Source organism: Colwellia sp. BRX8-4 (assembly GCF_014077345.1).
Classification (GTDB): domain Bacteria; phylum Pseudomonadota; class Gammaproteobacteria; order Enterobacterales; family Alteromonadaceae; genus Colwellia_A.
In genome coordinates this window covers 1-24,171 of record NZ_JACGVS010000004.1, presented here as the reverse complement: position 1 = coordinate 24,171, position 24,171 = coordinate 1, and the positions used below count along the sequence as shown (strand labels likewise).

Genomic DNA, 24,171 nt, shown 5'->3' with positions numbered 1-24,171 from the left:
TATACTGAATAAAACATGGCAAGCCTTTGTTTTATAAGGTCTGCAGTCATTTTGAGCAAGACAGTACTTGTTTTCTCTGTCATACTTAGCGCCTAATTTTTAGCTTCATCATTTTTATGTCTGCTGAAAAATAAACTAATATAAGGTTTTTACCTGCTGAGCTATTTTGCGGTAATGCCAAGATACACTGCACAGCAGTGTTTAATAACTTGAGGTGTGAACAATGACTAACCATTTTCCTGTAGACCGTAAATTATTTGATGACGTAATGGTACCTAACTATGCGCCGTCAACGGTAATCCCTGTACGTGGTAAAGGCTCTCGTGTTTGGGATCAACAAGACCGTGAATTTATTGATTTTGCTGGCGGTATTGCGGTTAACTGTTTAGGCCATTGTCACCCAGCATTGGTTGGCGCATTAAAAGACCAAGCTGATAAAATTTGGCACTTATCTAACGTAATGACGAATGAACCCGCTTTACGTTTAGCTAAAAAAATGGTTGATCATACTTTTGCAGATAAAGTTTACTTTGCCAACTCGGGCGCTGAAGCAAATGAAGCAGCCCTTAAATTAGCTCGTCGCTGGGCACTTGATGTTCATGGCGCAGGCAAAACACAAATTATTGCATTTAATCAAGGTTTTCACGGCCGTACTTTCTTTACCGTTACTGTTGGTGGACAAAAAGCTTATTCAGATGGTTTTGGCCCTAAGCCTGGTGATATAGATCACGTTGACTACAACGACCTAGAAGCACTAAAAGCAATTATGTCTGATAAAACTTGTGCCATAATGATTGAACCATTACAAGGTGAAGGCGGTTTAGTTTCTCCTACACAAGAGTTCATTGAAGGTGTGCGTGAACTTTGTGATCAACATAACGCTTTACTAATCTTTGATGAAGTACAGACAGGTGTTGGCCGTACTGGCGACTTATATGCTTATATGGGTCTAAATGTTGTACCTGATATTTTAACAACCGCAAAAGCATTAGGTGGTGGTTTTCCAATCGGCGCGATGATAACAACAACCGAACTTGCTAAACACCTTAAAATAGGTACTCACGGTAGTACTTATGGTGGTAACCCATTAGCCTGTGCTGTAGCTGAAGCCGCATTTGATACGGTTAATACGCCAGAAATTTTAAATGGTGTAAAAGAAAAAGCAAAACGCTACGTTGCAGGTTTAAACGCAATTAATGCTAAGCATAAAGTATTTAAAGAAATTCGTGGTAAAGGCTTGTTAATTGGTGCGGTACTAACCGAGCAGTATCATGGCAAAGCAAAAGACTTTTTAAACGCTGCTTTAGAAGAAGGTGTTATGACCTTAGTTGCTGGCGCAAACATTATTCGTTTTGCTCCTTCATTAGTTATTCCAGATGCTGATATCGATGAAGGCTTAGCGCGTTTTGAAAAAGCTGTTGCTAAACTAGCAAAATAGTCATTGTTAAATTACGTTAATAAAACAATTACACCGTTGAAATTGTAGTTATTTTTCTAAAATGACTGCAATTTCATTTTTCTTTGTAAAAAATGAGATCTTTCTATGATTATTATACGCCCTATTCAAGCGAGCGATTATGACTCTTTACATCGTATTGCGATAGAATCAGGACACGGTTTTACATCACTACCTGTCAATGAAGGCTTATTAAAGCAACGTATCGCTCATTCTGAGTATTCTTTCGATAAAGATGTGTCGCACCCGTCTAGCGAAGGTTATCTGTTTGTAATGGAAGATACTGACACGGGTCAGGTTGTTGGTACAAGTGGTATTGAAGCCGCTGTAGGTTTAGAAGATGCTTTTTACCATTATCATTTAGGTAAAGTCGTCCATAATTCTCGTGAGTTAGGCATTTATAATACCGTAGAAACATTGTCACTGTGTAATGACTACACGGGTGCATCTGAAATTTGTACTTTGTTTTTGGGTGAGAGTCACCGAAAAAATAAAAATGGCCGTTTTCTGTCTCGTTGTCGCTTTTTGTTTATGGCTGAACATCACGAGCGCTTTGCAGACACAGTTATCGCTGAGATGCGTGGTATATCTGATGAAGAAGGACGATCTCCTTTTTGGAATTGGTTAGAAGAGCATTTCTTTTCGATGGACTTTCCAACAGCCGATTACTTAACCGGTATTGGTAAAAAAGTCTTTATCGCTGAGTTAATGCCAAAGCATCCTATCTATGTCAGTTTATTAAGCAAAGATGCACAAAAAGTGATTAACGAAGTTCATCCTAAGACATTACCTGCCTTGCGATTATTAGAAGCCGAAGGTTTTGCCCGCCGAGGATACGTTGACATCTTTGATGGTGGCCCCACGGTTGAAGCACAAACAGCCAAAGTAAAAACAATTCGAAATAGTGGCAAGTATCAAGTCATTATTGGTGAGACAGATGATAAAGCTAATTTTATTATTTGTAACACGAAAGTTGCAGGTTTTAGAGCTGTTCAAGCAAAGGTATCGCTAAGAGCAACTGCTGAACAGGTGTTGATGTCAGACGATATCGCTAAAGCACTGCATGTAAATGAAGGTGATTTTGTACGCTTAGTTCGCAATTAAAGTAAACCTTGATTCTCTAAGCAATCATTTTATTTCACTGAGCAGCGCGCAGTGAAATAATAATTAGTTCATTAGGTGGGTTTTTATGTCACCTGGTAACGTCGTAAAGTATAAGGACAGAAAAATGTCAAAAGCAATACAATTAATTAATGGTCAGTGGCAAGCAGGTTTAGGTCACGATGTTAGCTCGTTAAACCCAGCAAGAAACACAGTTATTTGGCAGGGAAAGTCTGCTTCTAAAGAACAAGTTGATATTGCGGTAAAAAGTGCGAGAGCTGCGTTTGAGTCATGGGCAGACATGAGCCTTGAAGCACGTATTGCTATTGCTGAAAAATTTGCTGTGCTTCTTGGCGAGAACAAAGAAAATCTGGCAATAACCATTGCAGAAGAAACAGGTAAGCCTCTTTGGGAAACCCGTACAGAAGTTGGCGCCATGATGGGTAAAATAGCGATTTCTGTCAAAGCAAACAATGAGCGAACGGGTACTGTTGAAAACCCAATGCCTGGCGCAAAAGCAATGATACGTCATAAGCCTCATGGTGTTGTTGCCATTTTCGGTCCTTACAACTTCCCTGGTCATTTACCTAACGGACATATTGTTCCTGCATTAATAGCGGGTAACACAGTTGTATTTAAACCAAGTGAATTAACACCAAAAGTTGCTGAAGAAACCTTAAAACTTTGGTTACAGGCGGGTTTACCAAACGGTGTCATAAATCTCGTACAAGGTGAAGTTGAAACAGGCAAAGCGCTTGCTTCACATCCACAAATCGATGGTTTGTTTTTTACCGGTAGTTCAAATACTGGCCATTTATTACATGAACAATTTGGCGGCCAACCGGGTAAGATTTTAGCTTTAGAAATGGGTGGAAATAACCCACTAATCGTTAAAGATATTAGCGATGTTAAAGCGGTAGTGCATGATATTATTCAATCAGCCTTTGTTACTACAGGACAGCGTTGTACCTGTTCAAGACGCTTATTTATTGAAGCAGGCGAACAAGGTGATGCTATTATCGCTAAGCTTATTGAAGCGACAAAAGCGATTAAAATAGGTTATTTTGACGATGAAGAACAACCTTTTATCGGTTCAATGATTTCTGAAAAAGCAGCGTTAAGTCTTGTTGCTGCACAGCAACAGTTACTAGATTTAGGTGCACAATCATTAGTTGAAATGAAGCATTTAGAAGCAGGTACTGGTTTTATTTCTCCGGGTATTGTTGATGTAACATCGATTAAAGCTATGCCTGATGATGAGCATTTTGGTCCATTATTAAAAGTATACCGTTACACAGATTTCGACGCGGCGATCAATGAAGCAAACAACACTTCATTTGGTTTGTCTGCTGGCCTATTAAGTGACAGCGAAGATTTATACAACCACTTCTTCCGTAGAATACGTGCAGGTATTGTTAATTGGAATAAACCAATTACAGGCGCAAGTAGTGCGGCTCCATTTGGTGGTATTGGCGCAAGTGGTAACCATAGAGCAAGTGCATTCTATGCAGCTGATTACTGTGCTTACCCAGTAGCCTCTGTTGAAGCACCTAAAGTGTCATTACCAGCAACATTAAGCCCAGGCTTGAGTATTTAGGCACACTTACAGTAATGTACGCTAATAAGTTAATAATCAAAGCTGGGCTTCGTCCCAGCTTTTTTAAGAATATAGATCAAATCTAGCCATTCAGCCTGAATAGTTAGCAGTGACACGCATTCTCATAAATCCTTTTAAAATGAACGCCTCTCTTTAACTATTCATTAGCCACTAATTTTACCTACTCCTACTACGGATATTTACATGACAAATATTAATTCAATTCAACACCAGCAAGTTACTGACTTGTTTACTAACATTTGGCAAAACTATATTGAAGTTACGCCTTCTGCCGATAAAATTCATCATTTACTCAGCTCAGGAGGCGATTTAATCAACGATCATGTTGCTTATCGAACCTTTGATAGTGCGAAGGTAAATTTAGATAAATTAGCCGCGATCTTAATAGCGCTAGGTTATAAATATTCTGGTGAATATGACTTTTCAAGCAAAAAACTTAATGCAAAACATTTTGAACACAGTGATGCGAGCTTGCCAAAAGTTTTTATCAGTGAATTACGCGTCAAAGAATTCTCAGTTAATGTTCAAAACATTATCGAAAAAATGGTTAGTGCTATAGACGATGAGAAGGTTGCACAGAGTAGTTTCTTGTATTCAGGTACGCATTGGCAAGTAAGTAAAGCAGAGTACCAAACCTTGTTGGCAGAAAGTGAATATGCCGCTTGGGTGGCTGCTTGGGGTTACCGTGCAAACCACTTTACTGTCAGTATCAATCACCTAGATAACTTTTCGACTATTGAAGAGGTAAATAGCGCCGTTAAAGCAGGTGGGTTTTTATTAAACACTACCGGCGGTGAAATCAAAGGCGACTCAATCGTTAAACTTGAACAATCGTCAACCATGGCAGATAAAGCTATTGTTAAATTCTCAGATGGAGAAGCAGAAATCCCTAGCTGTTTTTATGAATTTGCTAAGCGATACCCATTAGATACTGGCGAGCTATATGCTGGTTTTGTTGCGGCTTCTGCAGATAAGATATTTGAAAGTACCAACGTAGCAGCATAATTGTTGTTCGACACCCCATCAATGGGCTAGATTATAGCGAGCAGAAATAAAGCTCTGTTCGCTAAACTTTTACAACATTGATATTACTTTGCATCGCATAGTTCCCCCCTCTTTCATTCCACTGATATTAGTTGCATTGTCGATTAGAAATAACAAAAACCTTTTGTTGATGTTCAGTCTTTCTATTTGGGTACTTATTTCGGAGCCTTTTGTTCGAATAAGAACTTATCCTTTTCCGATATTATAATTAGTCTTTCATGTGACCAGTATTTAAAGCATCGCTGATGACTGAAAGGGATCAACCCTTACTATGCATACACAGCTATTTATAGATAAGCGTTTCATTTAACGCCCTCTAATTCTTAATGTATGGCATTTACCCTTATATAAATACAGCAAACGTTAAAGTTCAGTGAACAATAAATATCGCTTGTTAAATATTAACCATAAAAAAACCCGCTAAGTAGCGGGTTTTTTAACAACTAAATTATTATTTAAACAATTTTTAGAAGCGGATTGAAGCGCTTAAACGAACATAACGTGGAGTCTGCCAGTTCTGTGCTAAGCCGTAAGTTGGGCTAACAAAGTAGTTACCTGAACCGTCTTCATTAAAATCAGTTCTAGATTCATCATCATAAATCTCGTCGAATTCAGATGCTGTATCATTGTTAAATACGTTGAAAACATCTGCACGAAGATTTAAGTCAAAGTCTTCAAATTCAATGTCGTAACTAGCCGTTAAATCAAGGTTCCAAAGAGAATCTGTTGTACCTTCTGAACCACGTTTAGCTAATTGACCGCCTTTGTAGAAAGACTCTGAACCATATGCCTGAGCAAATATATCAGTTGGGTGAATACCAAATGCACTTCTTGGCTTACCTGCTTGCCATGAGAAGTTTGCACCAATATTCAAGTCATCAGTAACTTGGTAAGAACCAAATACTTTAACTGAATGACGACGGTCATTTGGTAAGTTACCATCACCACCATCTAATAAACCAGGTTGGTCAAAGTTAGTTGTTAAACCAGCGTCATCTTGACCGTTGTCTGAACGAACTAAACCTTCGTTGTTACCCCAGCTATGAGACCAAGTGTAAGTACCAGTTAACATCCATTTGCCATCCCACTCTTTGTTAACAGTTACGTCAACAGCAGCATATTTACGGATAGCTTCAGGGTAGTTTAAGTCAGATGCAGGAATAGTGTATTCTTGATTAGCTAAAGGACCATTGAAGTAATCACCATTTGCATCTACTTGATTATCATCAGGGTCAGTAGTTACAGTGATATCTGTACCAGGATTAGTTAGTACATAATAATGGAAACCTGTACATTCAGTACAAGCTGAACCGAATTCACGATTAACATATTCATTAAAACCATAATCGATTGCAACATCTTCAATAGTTGTTGCTAGCTCACGGTAAGTACCTTGAACTGCCATGCTCCATTCGTCATTTAACTGGAACTGGTAACCGGCAATGAATTCATCTGAATACATAGGGTCGATGCTTGAATCAACGATTGCGCCTGCTTCTGGAACATCACCGTTTGAGAATACATCTCTAGGACGACCATCGTAAGTACCACCAGTTAGATTAGGAACTTCTAACCCGTCGCTGCTCATACCGTCGTAGTTGTAGTAATCTTGAGTATAAGTTTCAGCACCGGCTAAACGAATGTTAGTGTTAGCAGCGATTGGAAGATAGTAACGACCGTAGCTTGCCCATATTTTAGACTCGCCATCGCCCATAACATCGTATACTGCGCCTAAACGTAATGCCCATTGGTTTTCAAGTTTAATGAAAGATTCACCAATACCATTCTTGTTTTCAAATGAATCGTTACGAATACCAGCATTAATAACTAGATCGTCTGTAGCTTGCCATTGATCTTGAATGTAGTATGCAAAGTTTTCTGATTCAAAAGAACCACCGCTGCTGTATGTACGGTGACGCACATAATCAATCGTAGTATCATCTTCACCGATTACGTATAAGTAGTAAGCGCCACCAGAGTTAATTGTTTGTTGGTTTGCCGTTAGTGATTCTTTATCAACACCAAAACGTATTTCATGATCACCTAAGTACCAATCAGCATCGATACGAACAACTTGACGCTGATCATCACCTTCACCAATGCTAAAGTTAGCAAAGTTACCACCAGGAACAAACGCTCCTGTTCTAGTAAAGTTACGGTAAATAGCTGGGTTAGCATCTAAAACACTACCAGCTGTACGGTCTGTTTCATTGATACCGTATTGAACTGATACTGAAAAATCGTCAGTAATAATAGACGTTAATTTAGCTGTGTAGTTCAAACCACCATTGTCCTCAAAACTTTCTTTTGGTTCAGCACCAGTAGAACCAATATAATCAGTTCTCAATGTAGTTGTAGTACTTTGATCAGAGAAAGCTGAGATTTCAAGGATATTGTTTTCAGTAATATACCAATCTACTTTTGCACCCCAGAAAGAATCATCATCTTTTTGTGAGTATAAGCTTTGTGCAATACCTTCTGGAGTAGAAGCTTGTCCACCGTTGTATTCAAATTCATCGCTACGCGGGCTGTATAGTGCGTAATAGAAAAGAGTATCTTCGATGATAGCGCCACTTGCCCATAAGTTAACTTCGTAGAAGTCATTCTCATCGCCAGTGTTATCAATACGTAAAGTACCGTCATCACGTTTTTGTGATTGCTTATCTTCTCTTAAAGCATCTGGTTCGTAGTAAACATTTACGCCAGATTTAAATTCGTTTGAACCACTTTTAGTTTTTGCGTTAATTACGCCACCAGTAGCACGACCAAATTCAGCCGAGTAACCACCAGTTTTAACTTCAAATGTATCATACATTTCAAATGGTGGTTGACTAGAACCAACACCTGTACGGAAGTTAGTAATGTTAAGACCATTCACGTAGTAAGCATTTTCAGCTACAGATGCACCACCAATAGATGGGTTGTTACCAAAAGCAGAATCACCTTTAGTTGTACCCGGTGCTAATAAAGCAACACCAGTGAAATCACGTGCAACAGGTACTCTATCAAGAGTTAAAGTATCAACAACGATACCTGTGCTTGAACTTGTGATATCAACCATAGCAATAGCTGAACCAGTAACTTCAATACGCTCAATATCATCAGCAGCTAGAGTCATGTTAAGGCTAACTTTACCGCCCATACCAACTTTAACATCTTTTTGAGCTGTGATTTGGAAGCCATCTTTCATTGCTGTAATGTCATACATTCCAGGAGGAAGAAGCGGGAAGCGGAAAGAACCTTCGCTATCAGAAACAACAGAGCGGGTTAAACCAGTTTCTTTGTTTACAATTTTAATTGTAACTGAACCAAGAACTTGACCACTTTGGCTAATAGAACTACCAGTAATATAACCTGTTGTGTTATTTGCCATTGCGGGCATTGCTGCACTCAATGACATCGCTACTGCTACAGCAGTAATTGATTGTTTAAAGCTACGCTTTAAAATAGAATTTTTCATATTAGTGTTTCTCTCTGGACTTATAGTTTAAATATTTATTGTTTTAAATTCTTTGAATATTTCAACAAATTGTTACATTAGGTAACAATATCCATTAATTCTGCCTGAATATAGAAATATTACAACCCCTATTACAAAAATGTTTTTGAACTTTTTTATTAGTACCTAACCAACTGTTAACCAATGAAATAATCAACCTATTAACCAAGCCACATCCAAATATGTATCGATTTATAGACGCTATAAACAAAAAAAAAGCCTTTTTGTAACTTTTTTGTAAAAATATTTTATACAAAATATCCGTATTAATTGAAATATTCCAAATATCAGTAATCAAATTAAGCTATAAATCACTTGAGGGAGCAACAATGAGTTCTACTTTATATAATACAATTCAATTTAACTGCAGCTCTGTAGCTGAGCGATTTAAAAAACATAACGATTCACCTCGCCCAGAAATAATGCCAATGTTTGATTCATTCCCATATTTATATGACCCGTTAAAAGATTAAGGGGTAATTTTCGTTAATGTTTAGGCAAAGTGTTGAGTAGAAAAATAATGATCAGTTTAGATGAGCAAGCAGCCAAGGTTCTACGCGACGACAGTTAACGCATGAAATAAACCTAGTTAATAACTGAGGTATCTAGATATATAAAAAAAATGCCAGCAAGATGCTGGCATTTTTATTAAGTTATCATTTAATTAGAAAGAAAGACGCGCACCTAAGTATAGTCTTCTAGGTTGAACCCATTCAATAGCTTCACCAAAGGCATAAATACCGTCACCCGCTTTAAGATCTTGTTCACGTACACCTGCTTGATCATCCAAGACATTAAACATATCTACAAAAAATTCTGCTTTGTATTCATCAAAATCATAAACATATTTAACACGAAGATCTAAAGTACCATAGGAAGCACTAGTGTTAGCTGCGACCACACCATCTTGAACCCAACGTGAAGAAATACCGCCAAAATCATAAGCATTATCTTCACGTAACGGGAAGTGACGACTACCGCGAGCGTAGTTAGTACTATAAAGTGTCCCCGAGTTCCAGTTGTAAACAGCACCAACTTCAATGCCATTGTCAAAATAATAACTACCTGCCAGTTTCGCTAAGTATTTAATATTACCCGGTTGATCACCCCACATATTAGGTGCGGCTGGATCTAACTCTAATACATCACCTTGGTAATCAGCGTTGCCATCTGAGTTTGAATTACCTTGCGCATCGTTATAAGTAAAGGACGCAAGCATTGACCAATTGTCTGTACGGCGTTTACGGAAAGTTGCCTCAAGACCTTGATATTCACGTTTTGCACCAGACAGTGTGCCGATAACAAAGTTTGATTCAGGAGCTTCTGAATATCCAAAGTATGAATAAGGTAAGTAAAAGGGTGAATTTACTAATGCTTCATTATTTGGATCTGAGAAAGTTCCTAGGTCATAATCTTCCATGATATCTTTGGTTACACGCTTAGTGTAAGTAAGATCAATACTCATATCGTCAGATAAGGCTTGCGTATAACCAATTAATAACTCGTCCGTGTAGGGCGTTTTAATACTGGGAGCGAAAAAGGCATCTTGACCACCCTTTTGACCACCACGTGTACGGAATGTTAGCCAGCGGTCACCAGCAAAAACTTGCTCTTCACGAACAGGGCCCGTCAGATTACCCGCAAAACTTGTCATGTCGGTACGAATCGGATCATAGTAGCGACCAACAAAAGCAAAGACTTTACTTTCCCCATCATTATTAATGTCCCATGCAGCACTTAAGCGAGGAGCAATTTCCCAGTCGAACGTTTGAATCGTATCGCCTGCAGATGAAATATGCTCATATTTTTCCGAACGTATGCCAATATTCACCGAAATACCATCATCATTGCTCCATTCATCTTGAATAAAGAATACTTGACCTTCAATTGACATTTCAACCGGAGCTGTTTGGGTCATATTAATGCGATAAACATTATTTAAACCATTTGGATTACCCGTAGTACTATTAAAAGTCATCTCATCTAATTCTGCACGACTAATTTCACCATCATTATCTGAATCTAACAGGCCTAAATAGTATGCGCTATCAGTTGCTACCATCGCATCTAGAATGCCATCTACGTCACTGTCTGAATCAGAAATATCGGTAGTTCCTGTCCAGCTATCGCTAACATAGCTACCAAAGGTAGCACCTGAATTTTGACCTGGAATTGATGTGTATTGTGCGCCGTCACCAGTATATTCTAGGCTGGTTTTAAAGGTACTTTTAGTTTGTGAGTAACCGGTTTTAATAACATGAGAGCCAAAATCACTCGTATCTAAATAATATTCGGCAGTAATTTTCATTTCAGTGCCATCACGACTGGTAATAGAGTCAGAACCGAGTCCACCGAGTGAAAGATCACGACCCGTAGGGTTACCCCCTAAATAAGCCACATCATTTCTTGAAGATTGGTCTGCGGCTAAACTAGACAGTTCTCCTTCATGTGAAGCATATTCTGCAGTAACAATTAAATCATCCCATGTATGAGAGTATTCAAAATGCAGATTATCACCACCTTGTTTTCGAGCTCTATCTCGATTATTAAAGAGTGACGCATCAGCTGAACCACTTATTTCTGTTGGATCGTTAAAGTACGAAACAACAAAACGATCATTTTGAGTTGCTTGCCAAGTTAATTTAGCAAAACCTAAATCAGCTTCATTAGTAATCGTGCGTTGAAGTGCACCCGTTTCTGGATCAGCAACATCTTCTTCAAGGTCTTTGACTTGATAAGAAGTAAAGAACCATAATTCATCTTTGATGATTGGACCACCAAGCGTAAAAGCCGTATCAAAGGTTGAAAAGCTATTTGCATCTTCATTTTTGTTATCAGCAACTAAGCCATCATTTTGCAGGTAGTAGTTAACAGAACCATGAAATTCATTACTACCTGACTTAGTAATAACGCGAGAGACTAAACCTGCACCACCGGCAAACTCAGCAGGAATACCACCTGTCAGTATTTGTTGTTCTTGAATAATTTCGGAGTTAAAGTTTGCACCAAATGTACCTGTGTTATTATCGGTAACATTAATATTATCAATATAATAAACGTTATCTGTAGATACCCCTACACTGCCACCACTATCACTATAGTTAACACCTGATTTAGAGGAAGGGTTTCCACCTGTAGAAGGTTTAGTACCTGGTGCTAATTGTAAGTATGCTTGATAATTACGCGCAGTAGGCAAAGATTCAAGCATTTCTAAAGTTAAATCAATACCTGATGTCGTTGAGCTAGTATCAATGGTTGCAACAGAGCCTCTCACTGAAATCACTTCGATATTATCCCCAATACCAGATAAGATGTAATTTACATCAAAGCTTTTACCTGACACTACACGCACTTTATCACGTGAAAAAGGTTCAAAACCATTACCTGTTATTTCAACTTCATATTTAGTTGATGGGTCTAAACCTGATAATCTTAAGTAACCATTTTTATCAGTTACGCCTTTGCGGCTAACTAAACTTTCAGAAGTGCTTACATTTACAACGGCACCCGCTACAGGTTTACCTTCTGCATCAGTTACTTGGAATTTTAGACCACCGGTATCTGCAAATGCTGTACTCATACCTAGAACAGTCGTTACAGCGATAGCTGCAATTGAGCGTTTAAAGTTTCGCTTTAAATTAGAATTTTTCATTATTAGTATTTCTCCCTGAACTTATAATTTTAATTATTTAAAATCATGAGGTTAACTTTTAAACAAATCGTTCGTTTAATTAACAACCCCTTGATACTGCCTGAATATGGAGATATTACAAGCCTTTAAGTCAAAGTTATTTTGAACTTTTGCTGACTAAGCTAACCATATGATATTTATATAAATGTCTATTTATTCGTACAGTAATGTTTGCAACAATATATCTTTTTTAATAAAAAAAAAGACTAATTAATAGACATATTTCAATCTAAATTGTTTTTATAAATAACGAAAAAATAGCAGTGACCAACCTTGATCAAACGCCTACATAAGAGGTATGGTATATTTTTTTATAAAGGTTACATTTTTAATGGTTACAGATACTGAAGGTTACATCCATATTATCGAATACTTGACTGAGCATTTCAGTTTATTTGAAAACTCCTCCTCAGTAAGTGCTGATTCAGATACCGTTATGAGCGTTATTGAACAAGAATTAAGTGAACAAATCATCAGTATTTGCAGCCAGAACGAAGCGTTGTCTTTTAATCAGCGCAATACTATTATTCGAGAAGTTGATGCTATTGTTTATGATTTAGAAGAGATTCTCTCTGGCGTTATTAACAATAAAGTCACTAACGAGCAAAAAACATTCATTAAAGAATTTGCCTTACTGATTAAGAATTTATTTGATAGCGAAATTCATAGTCAGTTTTTATCTTAAGGCGTTGAGCGAATTATTTCGAGCAATAATATTTACCAACAAAAAACCTGATCACGACCCGAGTCTTTCGCTTGATATAATGCTCGGTCAGCGCGGGTAAAGAAATCATCAAAGTTATCATCTGTAAATCTTATACAAGTAACACCGATACTAACAGTTACTTTAATTTCGCCCTGCCACTCACCTTTTATAATTAGATTACTTTGATTAAGTCGAATACGCTCTGCGACAACCTTTGCTGACTGCAATGTAGTTTCAGGGAGCAATATTGAAAATTCTTCACCGCCAATACGGGCTAAAATATCTTCTTGTCGAAGACAAGGAAGTAAACATTGAGCCACTGACATTAGCACCTTATCCCCTATCGGATGGCCATAGCTATCATTGATACCTTTAAAGTGGTCAATATCAATAGCAATCAAGGATAGAATGCGAAGGTGCCTTTTAGCACGATGAAACTCTCGTTCAGCATGATCAATAAAATAGCGGCGGTTATACAGCTTAGTTAATGAATCGGTATTTGCTTGTTTTCTAAATTCTTCTTTTAACGCATACAATTCACTGACGTCGGTAGAAAATCCAATTAACGTTGGAAGTTCACCTTGGTGTTGATAAGGAATTTTTGTACTAATATAGTAGCGTACATTACCTTGTTCATCTGCTGAGGTTTCTTCTATGGTTTGTTTTTCGCCCGTATCAAAAACTTTTTGATCAGATTGGTTAAAATGCTCAGCAACATCAAGTGGTAAAACCTCAGTGTCTTTCTTACCAATAATATTCTCTGCTGTCGTACCAAATAAATCAGCAACTTTACTGTTTACATATTTAAATGTTCGCTCATTATCTTTCATGTAAATATAAGCATCAACATTATCAAGTACCGTATGAAGTAATTTTTTCTGTGCTTTAATTATTTTTTGGAGCTTTTTTTCTGCTGTTATATCTGTTGATACACCACAAATACCGATGACATTGTTAGCATCATCGAACAAGGGTTTTTTAACCGTTTTATATATCCGGGTTTCTTGTAGGGATTTGATGAAGTTTGTTTCTTCATTTTCTACAGTTATAGCCTCTTTAATAACCTTTCGATCATTTTCTTTTAGTTGCTGAGATAACGCTAAATCAAAGAAATGACTATCATCAAAGCCAATGATATCTGTTGAGTTAATATTAAATAAATCCAGTACAGCCTGGTTTACATAGGTATAGCAACCATGAATATCTTTAGTGAATATACAAGTGCCAACGTTATTTAACACTTCCGTTAACATCTTAACGTCTACGGATAAATTATCCTTTGACGTTGAAGTAACGGGTAATGGTTTCTTTTTACTCACTAATAAACCTTAACTGTTGATGATATTACAGAAAGTTTAATTGTAGTTGAAAATTAATAATAGGCATTATGCTTGCGACATAATCGTTATTTAGCCAATATTTATTCAGTGGGTAAGCTTGCATAGTGCAGAGACTGGAGAGAGGATTAAGCGCTAAAGTTATCTTGATATAACCCAAGAGAAAATGACTTTCTATTGGGTTATTAAATCATCAGTGTTAATAAGCTATGACTTTAAATTAGTAAGCGCCGGCCGCATAGGTTAATTCATAGCTGTGGCTGTATATTTCTAATATATTACCAAAAGGGTCTTCCATGTAAATCATACGATAGGGCTTTTCACCGGGATAGTAGTAACGCGGCTCTGCCATACGTTTTTTACCACCTGCTTCGACAATTTTTTCCACCAGTTCTTCAAGATTAGGATCTTGCACACAAAAATGAAACACGCCTGTTTTCCAGTATTCAAAGTTGTCTTCTGGATTTTCTTGATTAGCAAATTCGAATAGCTCAACGCCGATGCGGTCGCCTGTCGACATGTGGGCTATTTTAAATTTACCCCAATTAGCACCAAATACGTCGGTACACATAGCGCCAATGGGGCTATCATCTTCAATGATTTCTGTTGGTTTCATTATTTCATACCAACCTAAAACGCCAGTATAAAATTCAACAGCAGCCTCTAAATTAGGGACTGAAATACCGATATGGGAAAAAGTTCTTGGATATGCTTTACTCATTTTTATTACCTCGTTAAATTTGATAGACAAAGTATAGTGAACTTTATAAAGTATATAAAATTATCATTTGTAATATAAATGAGTACATTTTGTTATGATAAATCTTATTTGGTTAAAAACATTTTGCACGCTTGCTGACGTTGGACATTTTACCCAAACAGCAGAAATTCTTTTTATGACGCAATCAGGCGTAAGCCAGCATATAAAAAAACTTGAAGCGCAGTTGGACATTTTATTATTAACGCGGGAGGGTAAGTCTTTCTCATTGACCGATGCGGGTATTAAATTACGCCAACAAGGACAAGATTTATTAGACACATCTGCTGATATCGAAGCTTCAATTAAACAAGATGATGCTTTTATCGGTGTCATTAAAATAAGTACACCTGGCAGTGTCGGCTTAAAACTATACCCAAAGATGCTTGATATGCAGCAACGCTATCCGGCGCTTATTATCGATTACACCTTTGCACCCAATAAAAATATAGAGCAAAATTTAATTGAGCGAAAAATTGACCTGGGGATACTCACTGAGTTAAATAGGAGCCCACAGTTAGCCTACAAAAAAATAGCCATTGAGCCTTTGGTTTTAGTAACGTCAAGTGATATCACAAGTATCAACTGGCAAGTGCTTACTTCTATAGGTTTTATCAGCCACCCTGACTCAGAACATCATGCACAACAATTATTGAGTAAAAATTACCTTGAATTTGAACATACAAGTCAATTTAAGCACAAAGGATTTTCTAATCAAATAAGTTTGATTTTATTGCCCGTTAGCCAAGGATTAGGTTTTACCGTATTACCCCTGCATGCGGTAAACGCTTTCCCTGAGCAAAGCCTGATAAAAGTACACACATTGGAGATACCGGTCAGTGAAACCTTATATCTTTGCCAAAACAAACATTCGTTTGACACTCAAAGGAGTCAATTAATTAAAAAATCGATTCGTAAATTTATTTTATAACATTGACTATAAAAACTCACTTAGCCTATGAATTTTTTAGCGATAAGCAAACACTCAAATCGGCTCATCGTGACTTAATTGTAAATTTATTTCCAGCCGACCCGCCATTGATCACTAACTTTTAGATCACGCCAATCTATGGTGTATTCATTATGAGTCATCACCGCTTCGATAACACAGGCAATTACTTTTTGTTCTTCGTCAAACTCCACCTTAGTGATAATAAAGTGTTTTTCTTTATTGGTAATATCAACTTTAGTCCACTTACTATTGATGAGGGCTTTGGGATTAATTTTATTCATCTTTACCTTAGTGTATAAGTTATTGTTTCAAAAAAGACAGTGTAAATATCGATAATGAAAATTGCCCAGGGACTTTTTTAGTCATTAAAAATCCGACTTCTTTAATATCTTCTGAGTTAAGTAAAGGCGCATTTGGTATAGCCCTTCCACGAAAAGTTGCTTTAAAGTCTGCAAGCTCGAAGATATGATTTTCACGCTTATTAGCGACGGTTTTAAAGTCATGTTTATAAGCTAACCGGTAGCCATTTACATAAATAATTAGCCTTAATTGATAGGCTTGCCCGTCACCTTCGGTGTTAATAACAAGTTTCTTATAAGATTGTGGAAGATTATCGACAGCACGAAAAACCGAACTAAAGCCGCCATTATTGTCTAGAGAGATGCTACCGCTAAAAATGCCATGATCTTGAGAAAATATCATTTCCCCGTTTGATAAGCCGCCCATAACGCCATCATTGGTTATCCGCCAGCGTCCGTTTTCTTGCTTTGAAAAATCAATCATATAAGCCTTATTATTGCCACTTGAATTATCATTGGCCTGGTTATTAATATTGTTACCACTGGCATAAGCACTGAAAAAAAAACATAAAATTAAAATAAATCGCATCAATAAATTCCACTTAAGTATTCTATATTGCCTTTTAAATACGCAAAATAAACTTGTTAAGATCAAAACCACTAAAAATGAGCTAAAATTAATACTCTAACGTATGTAGTGTTAGATTTAATTTAAAATAATAACCAACGAGTAAAAATATATGCGCATTTTTTTATTGATATTGTTCATCAGCCTTGCCTCAGGTTGTAGCACAAAATATACAAATCAATTAGTCACAGGTAAAGCTTTTCCAGCGGTTACCGGACAAACATTAGAAGAAAATACAGTCAATATTCCAGCCGATTTCAACAAAGAATTTACTTTATTATTAGTAGGCTACAAACAGAATTCACAGTTCGATATCGATAGATGGTTAATCGGTTTAGATATGACTGAAACTAAAGTCGATGTCTATGAGCTCCCGACTATTCAGGGATTGTTCCCAAAAATGTTTAGTACTTTTATCGACAATGGTATGCGTGCTGGTATTCCAAAACCTCTTTGGAAAGGGGTGATTACAATTTATGAAGACGGTGATAAGGTTCAAGCTTTCACTGGAAATGAAAGCCCTAATAACGCGCGAGTATTACTGTTAGATAAAAATGGCATCATTGTTTATTTTTATGATGACGGTTTTTCAGTTGCAGCGCTTAATGAGTTGAGAGATAAGTTAACGCCATCGAGCTAGTGTAACTTTGTTGAGACTTGTGCAAGAGACAGCAATTAACCGTTACTGTTTTTTGCCAATTTTAGCTATTTACCCAAGGTTTATTCTTATCTATTTATATACCCATGCTTCTTTATTTCCTTCAACGTTGTCGTCAAAATATTTTGAAACACGACATATTAACTCACCACTTCACCCTTGATTTTTACCGCACCAAAACGGGGCACTTAATCACATCAGTGCACTTTCCTCGATTACTCATCATTGCCCTTCCCTTCACTAACTTCAAAAAAAACTATTTATTACAATAGATTAATAGCAAAACACTGTTTACTAATGATCTGGCATAAGACTTGATGCTCTAATGATAATGAATCGTTATCTATAGTGAAAATTATGCTCTCTGCTTTTATTGAACAACACAAACTACCTGATGAATTCAGCGACACCGTTAGACTGCATTATCAACCACTTGCTGAGCGAATATTGGGGCAATTCAAAAAACACAACACACCGTACTTTGTCGGCATCAATGGCTGCCAAGGTAGTGGAAAGTCAACATTAACAGATTTTCTCGCTGAATATTTAACAACACAATACCCTCTTAATGTGGTGGTAATGTCTTTAGATGATTTTTATCTAACAGGTGAAAAACGTCAGCAGCTTGCAGAAAACATTCACCCATTATTAGCGACAAGAGGTGTGCCAGGCACTCATGATATGGCGACTCTTGAGCACGTACTTTTGCAATTAAAAGCTAAAAAAACGGGGTTTTCTATCCCTAGATTCAATAAGGCTATCGATGAACCCTATCCAAAAGAGCAGTGGACTGTGGTTGATAAACCAATAGATATTATTTTATTAGAAGGATGGTGTTGGGGGGTAAAGCCTCAAACTGAAGAACAACTAAGGTCAGCTATTAATGAACTTGAATTGCAGTATGACGCTAAAGGTGAATGGCGAAATTACGTTAATCAACAACTGAGCGAGGCTTATGTTCCCTTGTACAAAAACATGGATTTTTGGTTAGCACTGCAAGCACCATCATTTGACTGTGTTTATAAATGGCGATTAGAGCAAGAACAAAAATTACAAGCTAGAAACATCAACTTAGCTAATTCAAAGGTAATGTCTCCTGAAGAAATATTAAACTTCACCCAATATTTTCAGAGACTTAGCGTACAGAGCTGCACGACTATCGCACAATCTGCCGACGCAATATTTTACTTAGATTATGCTCGCCAAATCAAAGATGTGCCGCTAAAGGAAGTACGATGAGCTCATTAAGAACACTTGTTTTTAGTGACTTAGATGGAACCTTACTCGATCACTTCACTTATCAATCAAGGCCCGCAGATAAAACACTTGCGCAATTAAAATGTGCAAATATTCCGGTTATTTTAAATACCAGTAAAACCCTTGCTGAATTAGCCATTATTCATCGTGAACTCAAACTAGATACCCCCTTTATTATTGAAAATGGTGCCGCTATTTATATACCTATAGCTACTTTTTCAGCACAACCTGCTGACACTGAAATTGTTGGTGACTATTGGGTAAAATCTTTCTGTTTACCAAGGCAGCATTGGTTATCTTTATTAGCTGAACAAACTGATGAATTTAAAAAGTATTATCAAGGTTTTTCCACTATGTCTGCAGCTGACCTTACCGAAATAACAGGGCTGTCGTTAACAGAAGCTAAGCGCGCTCAACAAAGGCAATATGGTGAACCCATTCAATGGTTCGGTGATGAGGTCAGCAAAAATAGCTTTATAGAGCATCTTATTGATCTAGGAGCCAATGTTGTTCAAGGTGGTCGGTTCATTCATGTCGGTGGCTACTGCGATAAAGGCCAAGCCCTAATTTGGCTAACTGAGCAATATCGAGAAAATTTTAATAACCCTGCAATTCTGACCATTGCCTTGGGTGATGGTGAAAATGATAGCCCAATGCTAGAAGCCGCAGATATCGCGGTACAAATTCGCTCACCCGTTCATAACTTCCCCAAACTCTATCGCCAATTTAAAACGACTCGTACGCAAGATTATGGTCCTGAGGGTTGGGCTCAAGCACTACAAACCCTGCTTGCAAAGCAACTACTTTCATCTTCTACTATTATATAAGAGGTAAACCATGGCTGATTTTTATCAAAACGGTACAGTAACCACGCTACATAACTTAGCACAGCGTGAACCAGCAGATATGGCAGCTGAAATACTAGCCTTCTCTAAAAAGCGCTCTTTAGGGCTTATTTTACCTTCATTATTTTCTGAATTAGAAGGCAAAGCCTTACCCGATATTATTAATAAAATTAAAGGTGTCGAATATTTATCAGAAATAGTTATTGGTCTTGACCGTGCCGATCTTAAACAATATAAACACGCCTTAACTTTCTTTGGTCAACTGCCGCAACATCACCGAGTATTATGGAATGACGGTCCAAGATTACAAGCGATAGATGCAAAATTACATGCCCTAGGGTTAGCCCCCAAAGAGTTGGGTAAAGGCCGTAATGTTTGGTATTGCATGGGCTATATTTTAGCTTCGGGTAAAGCGGAGTCAATTGCCCTACATGATTGTGATATTTTGACCTACGAACGTGAACTACTAGATAGACTACTTTATCCTGTTGCTAACCCTATGTTTAATTACGAGTTTGCTAAAGGTTTTTATGCACGAGTTGCCGGTGGAAAAATAAATGGCCGTGTATCTCGTCTATTAGTAACACCGCTAATTAAAGCGTTGAAAAAAACAGTCGGTCATTGTGACTATTTAGAATACATGGACAGTTTTTTATATCCTTTAGCGGGTGAATTTTCTTTCCGTCGAGATGTATTAAACGATATTCGTATTCCTAGTGATTGGGGCCTTGAAATTGGTGTGCTCTCAGAAATGTATCGCAACTATTCGCCTAACCGTTTATGCCAAGTTGATATTGCGGCGACCTACGATCATAAGCATCAAGATTTATCTTTGGATAATACTGATGGTGGTTTATCAAAAATGTCGATTGATATCAGTAAAGCCTTTATTCGTAAACTTGCTACCCAAGGCGAAACGTTCACGGCAGAAAAATTCAGAACATTGAAAGCGACTTACTATCGTATTGCGTTGGATTATGTCGAAACTTATCGAAATGATGCCATGATGAATGGCCTTAAACTTGATATTCATAATGAAGAAAAAGCAGTTGAGATGTTCGCACAGAATATATTAACCGCGGGCAATACCTTCTTAGATCAACCCATGGACACACCGTTTATTCCTTCTTGGAATAGAGTAGTTAGCGCCATACCTGATATTTTATCGCAACTAAAAGAAGCGGTAGAGTTAGATAACGAAGAATTCAGACAAGCATTATAAAAAAAGGTGCCACATGCCAACGCAAGATAATCAGTTAACACCTAAATTGCAGGGTAATTTAAAAGAAAAGTTAGTTCAGCAGCTTTCGACTATCTATCACGATGTCCCGCTTGAAAAGCCAGTAAGTGATATTGCCCAATCTCTGCTTGATATTATGGGGTTATCTAAAGAAACAATGGCGGCGAAGCCTTTCTCAAACCATTGGTCAGAAGAAGATATTATCTTAATAACCTATGGCGATAGTATCGTTAAGGCTGATGAAGCACCACTCAAAACGTTGAAGACTTTTTTAGACACTAACGTTAGCAATACGATTAACAGCGTGCATATTTTACCTTTTTTTCCTTATAGTTCTGATGATGGTTTTTCAGTTATCGATTATTCATCGGTAAATGAGTCGTTAGGTACTTGGCAAGATATTGGCCAGATAAGTGAACATTATCGTTTAATGTCTGATCTCGTCATCAATCATTGTTCAAGCAGAAGTGCATGGTTTGACAACTTCATTAAAGGTGAAGGACAAGGCAGCGATTATTTTTTTACGGCTCTTGCTGATGATGACTTGTCAGCCGTTGTGAGACCAAGGACATCGCCCCTCTTAAAGGAAATTGAAACTGGCAAAGGCAAACAATTTGTTTGGTGCACATTCAGTCATGACCAAGTTGATTTTGACTTTCGTAATCCTGAAGTTTTAAAAGCTTTCGCTTCTATTATTAAACAATACCTTGATATGGGTGTAAAAATATTTCGTCTAGATGCCATCGCGTTTTTATGGAAAGTAGTAGGAACACCCAGTATTAACTTACCGCAAACTCACGAGGTGGTCAGGTTATTAAGGACGCTTATTGAGTCAGCTAAACAAGATGCTGTTATTATCACTGAAACCAATATCCCCAATACGCAGAACCTCACTTATTTTGGTAATGCCAATGAAGCCCATGGGATATATAACTTTTCATTACCGCCGTTGTTATTAAATACCTTGCTAACGGGTAACTGTTTATACCTTAAACGCTGGCTAATGAGTATGCCTCCTGCGCAAGATGGCACTATGTATTTTAACTTTATTGCATCACATGACGGTATTGGTTTACGCCCGGCAGAAGGATTATTAGATGAAGCTGAGCTGGATAATTTAGTACAGGCAGTAGAAAATTTCGGTGGAAAAATATCTTGGCGCACTACAGATACCGGCCAACAAAAAGCCTATGAAATGAACATATCACTTTATGATGCAATGCAAGGCACAGTGCGAGGTAAAGATCAGTGGAATTTTGAGCGTTTTATTTGTGCACATGCCATTATGTTTGCCCTCGAAGGCATACCAGGTATCTACATTCACAGCATGCTAGGCACACAAAATGATTATCAAAAATTAGCAAATACCCATCATAACCGTGCAATTAACAGGCGTCGCTGGCATGTAGAAGCTTTAGAAGAAGCACTTAATGACAGTAACTTACACCATGCAAAAGTGCTTTCATCATTAAAATCTTTATTGGCGTTAAGAATTAAACAACCCGCCTTTCATCCTAACGCAACGCAATTTACCCTGCATTTAGGTTTGCAATTGTTTGGTTTTTGGCGACAAAGTAAAGACCGAAAACAAAGCATGTTTTGTGTGAGTAATATTTCTGATCAACCGGTAGTATTACCCTTGAGTGAGCTGAACTTAATTATTACCGAATCATGGTTTGAACTTATTACCGCAGTAAAAATAACAGAGTTAAACCAAGAGCTTACTTTGTCACCTTATCAAACAGTATGGATATCAAATATATAAAGTGAAAAGTTAAAAATAAACGCTATACTAAAAATAATTTTGGTATTAACTGCAGATTAGCTTTGGAATAGCAGGGGGATTATCAATGCATGATTATTTTGCACCTCATGGTGAATTCAAATTACACGTGAGCAATAATATAATTATCGCGCGCTTAACGGGATCCTGGAATAAAGAGTGTGCGGAAAATTTTTCACAAGCATTTATAGCGCAAGTGAAATTGTTAAAAATACAAAAATGGGCGCATTTAGTCTTCTTAGATGACTGGCAAATAAGTGTTCCTGAAATTGTCCCTGTTGTTGATGAGTTAGCCGCTTTTTGTATTTTAAATGGTTTAGAAAAATCAGCGCAAGTCGCCAATGAATCAATGATGAAAAAAATGTACCTCGATAAAATGGCAATTGAAACACGCAGTAACTTTGAGAGGCGAATATTTTCTGATCAAGATAAAGCGATTAGCTGGCTCAGTGAATATGGTTTTACTACAACAAAAGGATTAAAAGCTTACGAGTTAGTATAGCTTGATGGTGCTGCTAGAAGTTTTTCGTAAACACTAAAAGCAACTGTAAACTGCTTTTATCTTCAACTAGAGGACTGTCAGTAATACTTTTATCAAACCAAGTGTATTCAAGATTTAAGCGGGTATATCCGCCAAAAAAAACAGGGGTCGCGATTGAAAATCCAAGATTTTTATTAACGCCACTATGACCAAGGTAAGCCCCCCTATTTTGATTCACTTCGTCTTTAGAAACACCATAATAGTAATCAACATGATGTTTATCTAAGAAACTGAGTGAAATTGAGGGTTCGAAAAATATTGGCCCATACCTAAAAACATGACCAATCGTTGATTTTATCTCAAAACCATTTGAGCGATTTAGTGCATCAAACATCGAAGAAAAGCCGATTTTCCAATCATTTTGTTGATAATCAACACCAAAGCCGACATCAAATGAACTTTTTCTTTTTCTCATCCCTTCGAAAATAGCACTATCAGATTCATCAAACCCTTGGAATCTTGGGGATAATTTTGCGGAGAGAGTTAATCGATTCGCATTTATTAACTTATAATTAATAAATGGTCCAAATACCGATAAGTTTTCTCCTTGATATCCCAATAAAGGTAAAGGCATTACTCGGGTGTTATATCCCTTATATATCTCTTTATTAACACTGATACCTACGCCGTATAAAAGTAAGCGCGTAATTAGCCCCACATACCAATATTAATCGAGCCTGCGCATAATTATCTTAGTAAATTAACATGAGGTAATTATGAATAAACAGCAAAAAATCAAACACTGGCAAAACATTTTTG

The 24,171-nt window shown here is 37.3% G+C and carries 20 protein-coding genes; 13 read left to right on the top strand and 7 right to left on the bottom strand.

Translation table 11 applies throughout. From position 1 onward, the window contains the following. Positions 1 to 223 precede the first annotated feature (223 nt). The 4 genes from H4J56_RS04895 to H4J56_RS04880 all read left to right on the top strand — a co-directional run bounded on the left by H4J56_RS04895 (position 224) and on the right by H4J56_RS04880 (position 5,180). Positions 224 to 1,438, top strand: coding sequence for an aspartate aminotransferase family protein (locus tag H4J56_RS04895; RefSeq protein ID WP_070375700.1), 1,215 nt, complete (start codon positions 224 to 226; stop codon positions 1,436 to 1,438). A 105-nt stretch (positions 1,439 to 1,543) separates the two neighbouring features. After that, positions 1,544 to 2,560 carry an arginine N-succinyltransferase gene (gene astA / locus H4J56_RS04890; protein WP_182213797.1) on the top strand — a complete coding sequence of 339 codons (1,017 nt, stop codon included), beginning with the start codon at positions 1,544 to 1,546 and terminating at the stop codon, positions 2,558 to 2,560. A 124-nt stretch (positions 2,561 to 2,684) separates the two neighbouring features. Beyond that, positions 2,685 to 4,154 carry a succinylglutamate-semialdehyde dehydrogenase gene (astD, locus tag H4J56_RS04885; protein WP_182222451.1) on the top strand — a complete coding sequence of 490 codons (1,470 nt, stop codon included), beginning with the start codon at positions 2,685 to 2,687 and terminating at the stop codon, positions 4,152 to 4,154. Between the two features lie 204 nt (positions 4,155 to 4,358). Then, complete coding sequence (locus H4J56_RS04880) at positions 4,359 to 5,180, top strand: DUF1338 domain-containing protein (protein WP_182251415.1); 822 nt, start codon at positions 4,359 to 4,361, stop codon at positions 5,178 to 5,180. A 505-nt stretch (positions 5,181 to 5,685) separates the two neighbouring features. Here H4J56_RS04880 and H4J56_RS04875 read toward each other — a convergent pair. Next, positions 5,686 to 8,679: a TonB-dependent receptor gene (locus H4J56_RS04875; protein WP_182258954.1), complete on the bottom strand. Its 2,994-nt coding sequence runs from the start codon at positions 8,677 to 8,679 to the stop codon at positions 5,686 to 5,688. Positions 8,680 to 9,047: 368 nt separating this feature from the next. On the opposite strand from H4J56_RS04875, the gene H4J56_RS04870 reads away from it, so the two are divergent. Next, positions 9,048 to 9,191: a hypothetical protein gene (locus H4J56_RS04870; protein WP_182258953.1), complete on the top strand. Its 144-nt coding sequence runs from the start codon at positions 9,048 to 9,050 to the stop codon at positions 9,189 to 9,191. Positions 9,192 to 9,382: 191 nt separating this feature from the next. On the opposite strand, the gene H4J56_RS04865 is transcribed toward H4J56_RS04870, so the two are convergent. Further along, complete coding sequence (locus H4J56_RS04865; RefSeq protein WP_182242281.1) at positions 9,383 to 12,370, bottom strand: TonB-dependent receptor; 2,988 nt, start codon at positions 12,368 to 12,370, stop codon at positions 9,383 to 9,385. Positions 12,371 to 12,740: 370 nt separating this feature from the next. On the opposite strand from H4J56_RS04865, the gene H4J56_RS04860 reads away from it, so the two are divergent. Next, positions 12,741 to 13,094, top strand: a complete 354-nt coding sequence (locus H4J56_RS04860) for a DUF3802 family protein (protein WP_182213806.1) — start codon at positions 12,741 to 12,743, stop codon at positions 13,092 to 13,094. A 32-nt stretch (positions 13,095 to 13,126) separates the two neighbouring features. Here the strand turns inward: H4J56_RS04860 and H4J56_RS04855 are convergent, their stop codons facing one another. Together H4J56_RS04855 and H4J56_RS04850 are read right to left on the bottom strand one after the other, a co-directional pair. Then, positions 13,127 to 14,434, bottom strand: coding sequence for a GGDEF domain-containing protein (locus H4J56_RS04855; RefSeq protein WP_310733828.1), 1,308 nt, complete (start codon positions 14,432 to 14,434; stop codon positions 13,127 to 13,129). A 238-nt stretch (positions 14,435 to 14,672) separates the two neighbouring features. Further along, positions 14,673 to 15,173 carry a lactoylglutathione lyase family protein gene (locus H4J56_RS04850; RefSeq protein ID WP_070375692.1) on the bottom strand — a complete coding sequence of 167 codons (501 nt, stop codon included), beginning with the start codon at positions 15,171 to 15,173 and terminating at the stop codon, positions 14,673 to 14,675. A 94-nt stretch (positions 15,174 to 15,267) separates the two neighbouring features. Between H4J56_RS04850 and H4J56_RS04845 the strand changes: the two genes are divergently transcribed. Next, entirely contained in the window at positions 15,268 to 16,140 is an 873-nt protein-coding gene (locus H4J56_RS04845; RefSeq protein ID WP_182213807.1) for a LysR family transcriptional regulator, read from the top strand. A gap of 86 nt (positions 16,141 to 16,226) precedes the next feature. Here the strand turns inward: H4J56_RS04845 and H4J56_RS04840 are convergent, their stop codons facing one another. Further along, positions 16,227 to 16,442: a TIGR02450 family Trp-rich protein gene (locus tag H4J56_RS04840; protein ID WP_182213809.1), complete on the bottom strand. Its 216-nt coding sequence runs from the start codon at positions 16,440 to 16,442 to the stop codon at positions 16,227 to 16,229. A gap of 19 nt (positions 16,443 to 16,461) precedes the next feature. Then, on the bottom strand, positions 16,462 to 17,049 hold the full coding sequence (locus H4J56_RS04835) for a CIA30 family protein (protein ID WP_259368158.1): 588 nt from the start codon (positions 17,047 to 17,049) through the stop codon (positions 16,462 to 16,464). A gap of 151 nt (positions 17,050 to 17,200) precedes the next feature. Here H4J56_RS04835 and H4J56_RS04830 point away from each other — a divergent pair, with 151 nt between their 5' ends. The 6 genes from H4J56_RS04830 to H4J56_RS04805 all read left to right on the top strand — a co-directional run bounded on the left by H4J56_RS04830 (position 17,201) and on the right by H4J56_RS04805 (position 23,373). Then, on the top strand, positions 17,201 to 17,728 hold the full coding sequence (locus H4J56_RS04830; protein ID WP_182258952.1) for a hypothetical protein: 528 nt from the start codon (positions 17,201 to 17,203) through the stop codon (positions 17,726 to 17,728). A 375-nt stretch (positions 17,729 to 18,103) separates the two neighbouring features. Beyond that, the gene (locus H4J56_RS04825) at positions 18,104 to 18,985 is read left to right on the top strand and encodes a kinase (protein WP_182258951.1); all 882 of its coding nucleotides are present in this window, start codon (positions 18,104 to 18,106) and stop codon (positions 18,983 to 18,985) included. After that, the gene (locus H4J56_RS04820) at positions 18,982 to 19,830 is read left to right on the top strand and encodes a mannosyl-3-phosphoglycerate phosphatase (protein WP_182242277.1); all 849 of its coding nucleotides are present in this window, start codon (positions 18,982 to 18,984) and stop codon (positions 19,828 to 19,830) included. Before H4J56_RS04825 ends, H4J56_RS04820 begins: the two co-directional genes overlap by 4 nt. Before the next feature lie 10 nt (positions 19,831 to 19,840). Then, positions 19,841 to 21,070, top strand: a complete 1,230-nt coding sequence (locus H4J56_RS04815; RefSeq protein WP_182242276.1) for a glycosyl transferase — start codon at positions 19,841 to 19,843, stop codon at positions 21,068 to 21,070. Between the two features lie 13 nt (positions 21,071 to 21,083). Further along, positions 21,084 to 22,853 (top strand): alpha-amylase family glycosyl hydrolase, encoded by a 1,770-nt coding sequence (locus tag H4J56_RS04810; RefSeq protein ID WP_182230224.1) that lies wholly within the window; start codon positions 21,084 to 21,086, stop codon positions 22,851 to 22,853. A gap of 85 nt (positions 22,854 to 22,938) precedes the next feature. Further along, positions 22,939 to 23,373: a hypothetical protein gene (locus H4J56_RS04805; RefSeq protein ID WP_182222452.1), complete on the top strand. Its 435-nt coding sequence runs from the start codon at positions 22,939 to 22,941 to the stop codon at positions 23,371 to 23,373. 13 nt (positions 23,374 to 23,386) lie between these two features. Here H4J56_RS04805 and H4J56_RS04800 read toward each other — a convergent pair whose 3' ends face one another. Continuing rightward, a complete protein-coding gene (locus tag H4J56_RS04800; RefSeq protein ID WP_182258950.1) occupies positions 23,387 to 24,070 on the bottom strand; it encodes a MipA/OmpV family protein in 684 nt (227 codons plus the stop codon). Positions 24,071 to 24,171: the final 101 nt, after the last annotated feature.

What these genes read in the sequence shown, in the direction of transcription:
- H4J56_RS04850 (WP_070375692.1), bottom strand. Translation starts at nt 15,173, where the DNA reads ATGAGTAAAGCATATCCAAGAACTTTTTCCCATATCGGTATTTCAGTC.
- H4J56_RS04810 (WP_182230224.1), top strand. Translation starts at nt 21,084, where the DNA reads ATGCCAACGCAAGATAATCAGTTAACACCTAAATTGCAGGGTAATTTA.
- H4J56_RS04815 (WP_182242276.1), top strand. Translation starts at nt 19,841, where the DNA reads ATGGCTGATTTTTATCAAAACGGTACAGTAACCACGCTACATAACTTA.
- H4J56_RS04805 (WP_182222452.1), top strand. Translation starts at nt 22,939, where the DNA reads ATGCATGATTATTTTGCACCTCATGGTGAATTCAAATTACACGTGAGC.
- H4J56_RS04880 (WP_182251415.1), top strand. Translation starts at nt 4,359, where the DNA reads ATGACAAATATTAATTCAATTCAACACCAGCAAGTTACTGACTTGTTT.
- H4J56_RS04835 (WP_259368158.1), bottom strand. Translation starts at nt 17,049, where the DNA reads ATGCGATTTATTTTAATTTTATGTTTTTTTTTCAGTGCTTATGCCAGT.
- H4J56_RS04875 (WP_182258954.1), bottom strand. Translation starts at nt 8,679, where the DNA reads ATGAAAAATTCTATTTTAAAGCGTAGCTTTAAACAATCAATTACTGCT.
- H4J56_RS04870 (WP_182258953.1), top strand. Translation starts at nt 9,048, where the DNA reads ATGAGTTCTACTTTATATAATACAATTCAATTTAACTGCAGCTCTGTA.
- H4J56_RS04840 (WP_182213809.1), bottom strand. Translation starts at nt 16,442, where the DNA reads ATGAATAAAATTAATCCCAAAGCCCTCATCAATAGTAAGTGGACTAAA.
- H4J56_RS04860 (WP_182213806.1), top strand. Translation starts at nt 12,741, where the DNA reads ATGGTTACAGATACTGAAGGTTACATCCATATTATCGAATACTTGACT.
- astD (WP_182222451.1), top strand. Translation starts at nt 2,685, where the DNA reads ATGTCAAAAGCAATACAATTAATTAATGGTCAGTGGCAAGCAGGTTTA.
- H4J56_RS04865 (WP_182242281.1), bottom strand. Translation starts at nt 12,370, where the DNA reads ATGAAAAATTCTAATTTAAAGCGAAACTTTAAACGCTCAATTGCAGCT.
- H4J56_RS04830 (WP_182258952.1), top strand. Translation starts at nt 17,201, where the DNA reads ATGCGCATTTTTTTATTGATATTGTTCATCAGCCTTGCCTCAGGTTGT.
- astA (WP_182213797.1), top strand. Translation starts at nt 1,544, where the DNA reads ATGATTATTATACGCCCTATTCAAGCGAGCGATTATGACTCTTTACAT.
- H4J56_RS04825 (WP_182258951.1), top strand. Translation starts at nt 18,104, where the DNA reads ATGCTCTCTGCTTTTATTGAACAACACAAACTACCTGATGAATTCAGC.
- H4J56_RS04845 (WP_182213807.1), top strand. Translation starts at nt 15,268, where the DNA reads ATGATAAATCTTATTTGGTTAAAAACATTTTGCACGCTTGCTGACGTT.
- H4J56_RS04895 (WP_070375700.1), top strand. Translation starts at nt 224, where the DNA reads ATGACTAACCATTTTCCTGTAGACCGTAAATTATTTGATGACGTAATG.
- H4J56_RS04820 (WP_182242277.1), top strand. Translation starts at nt 18,982, where the DNA reads ATGAGCTCATTAAGAACACTTGTTTTTAGTGACTTAGATGGAACCTTA.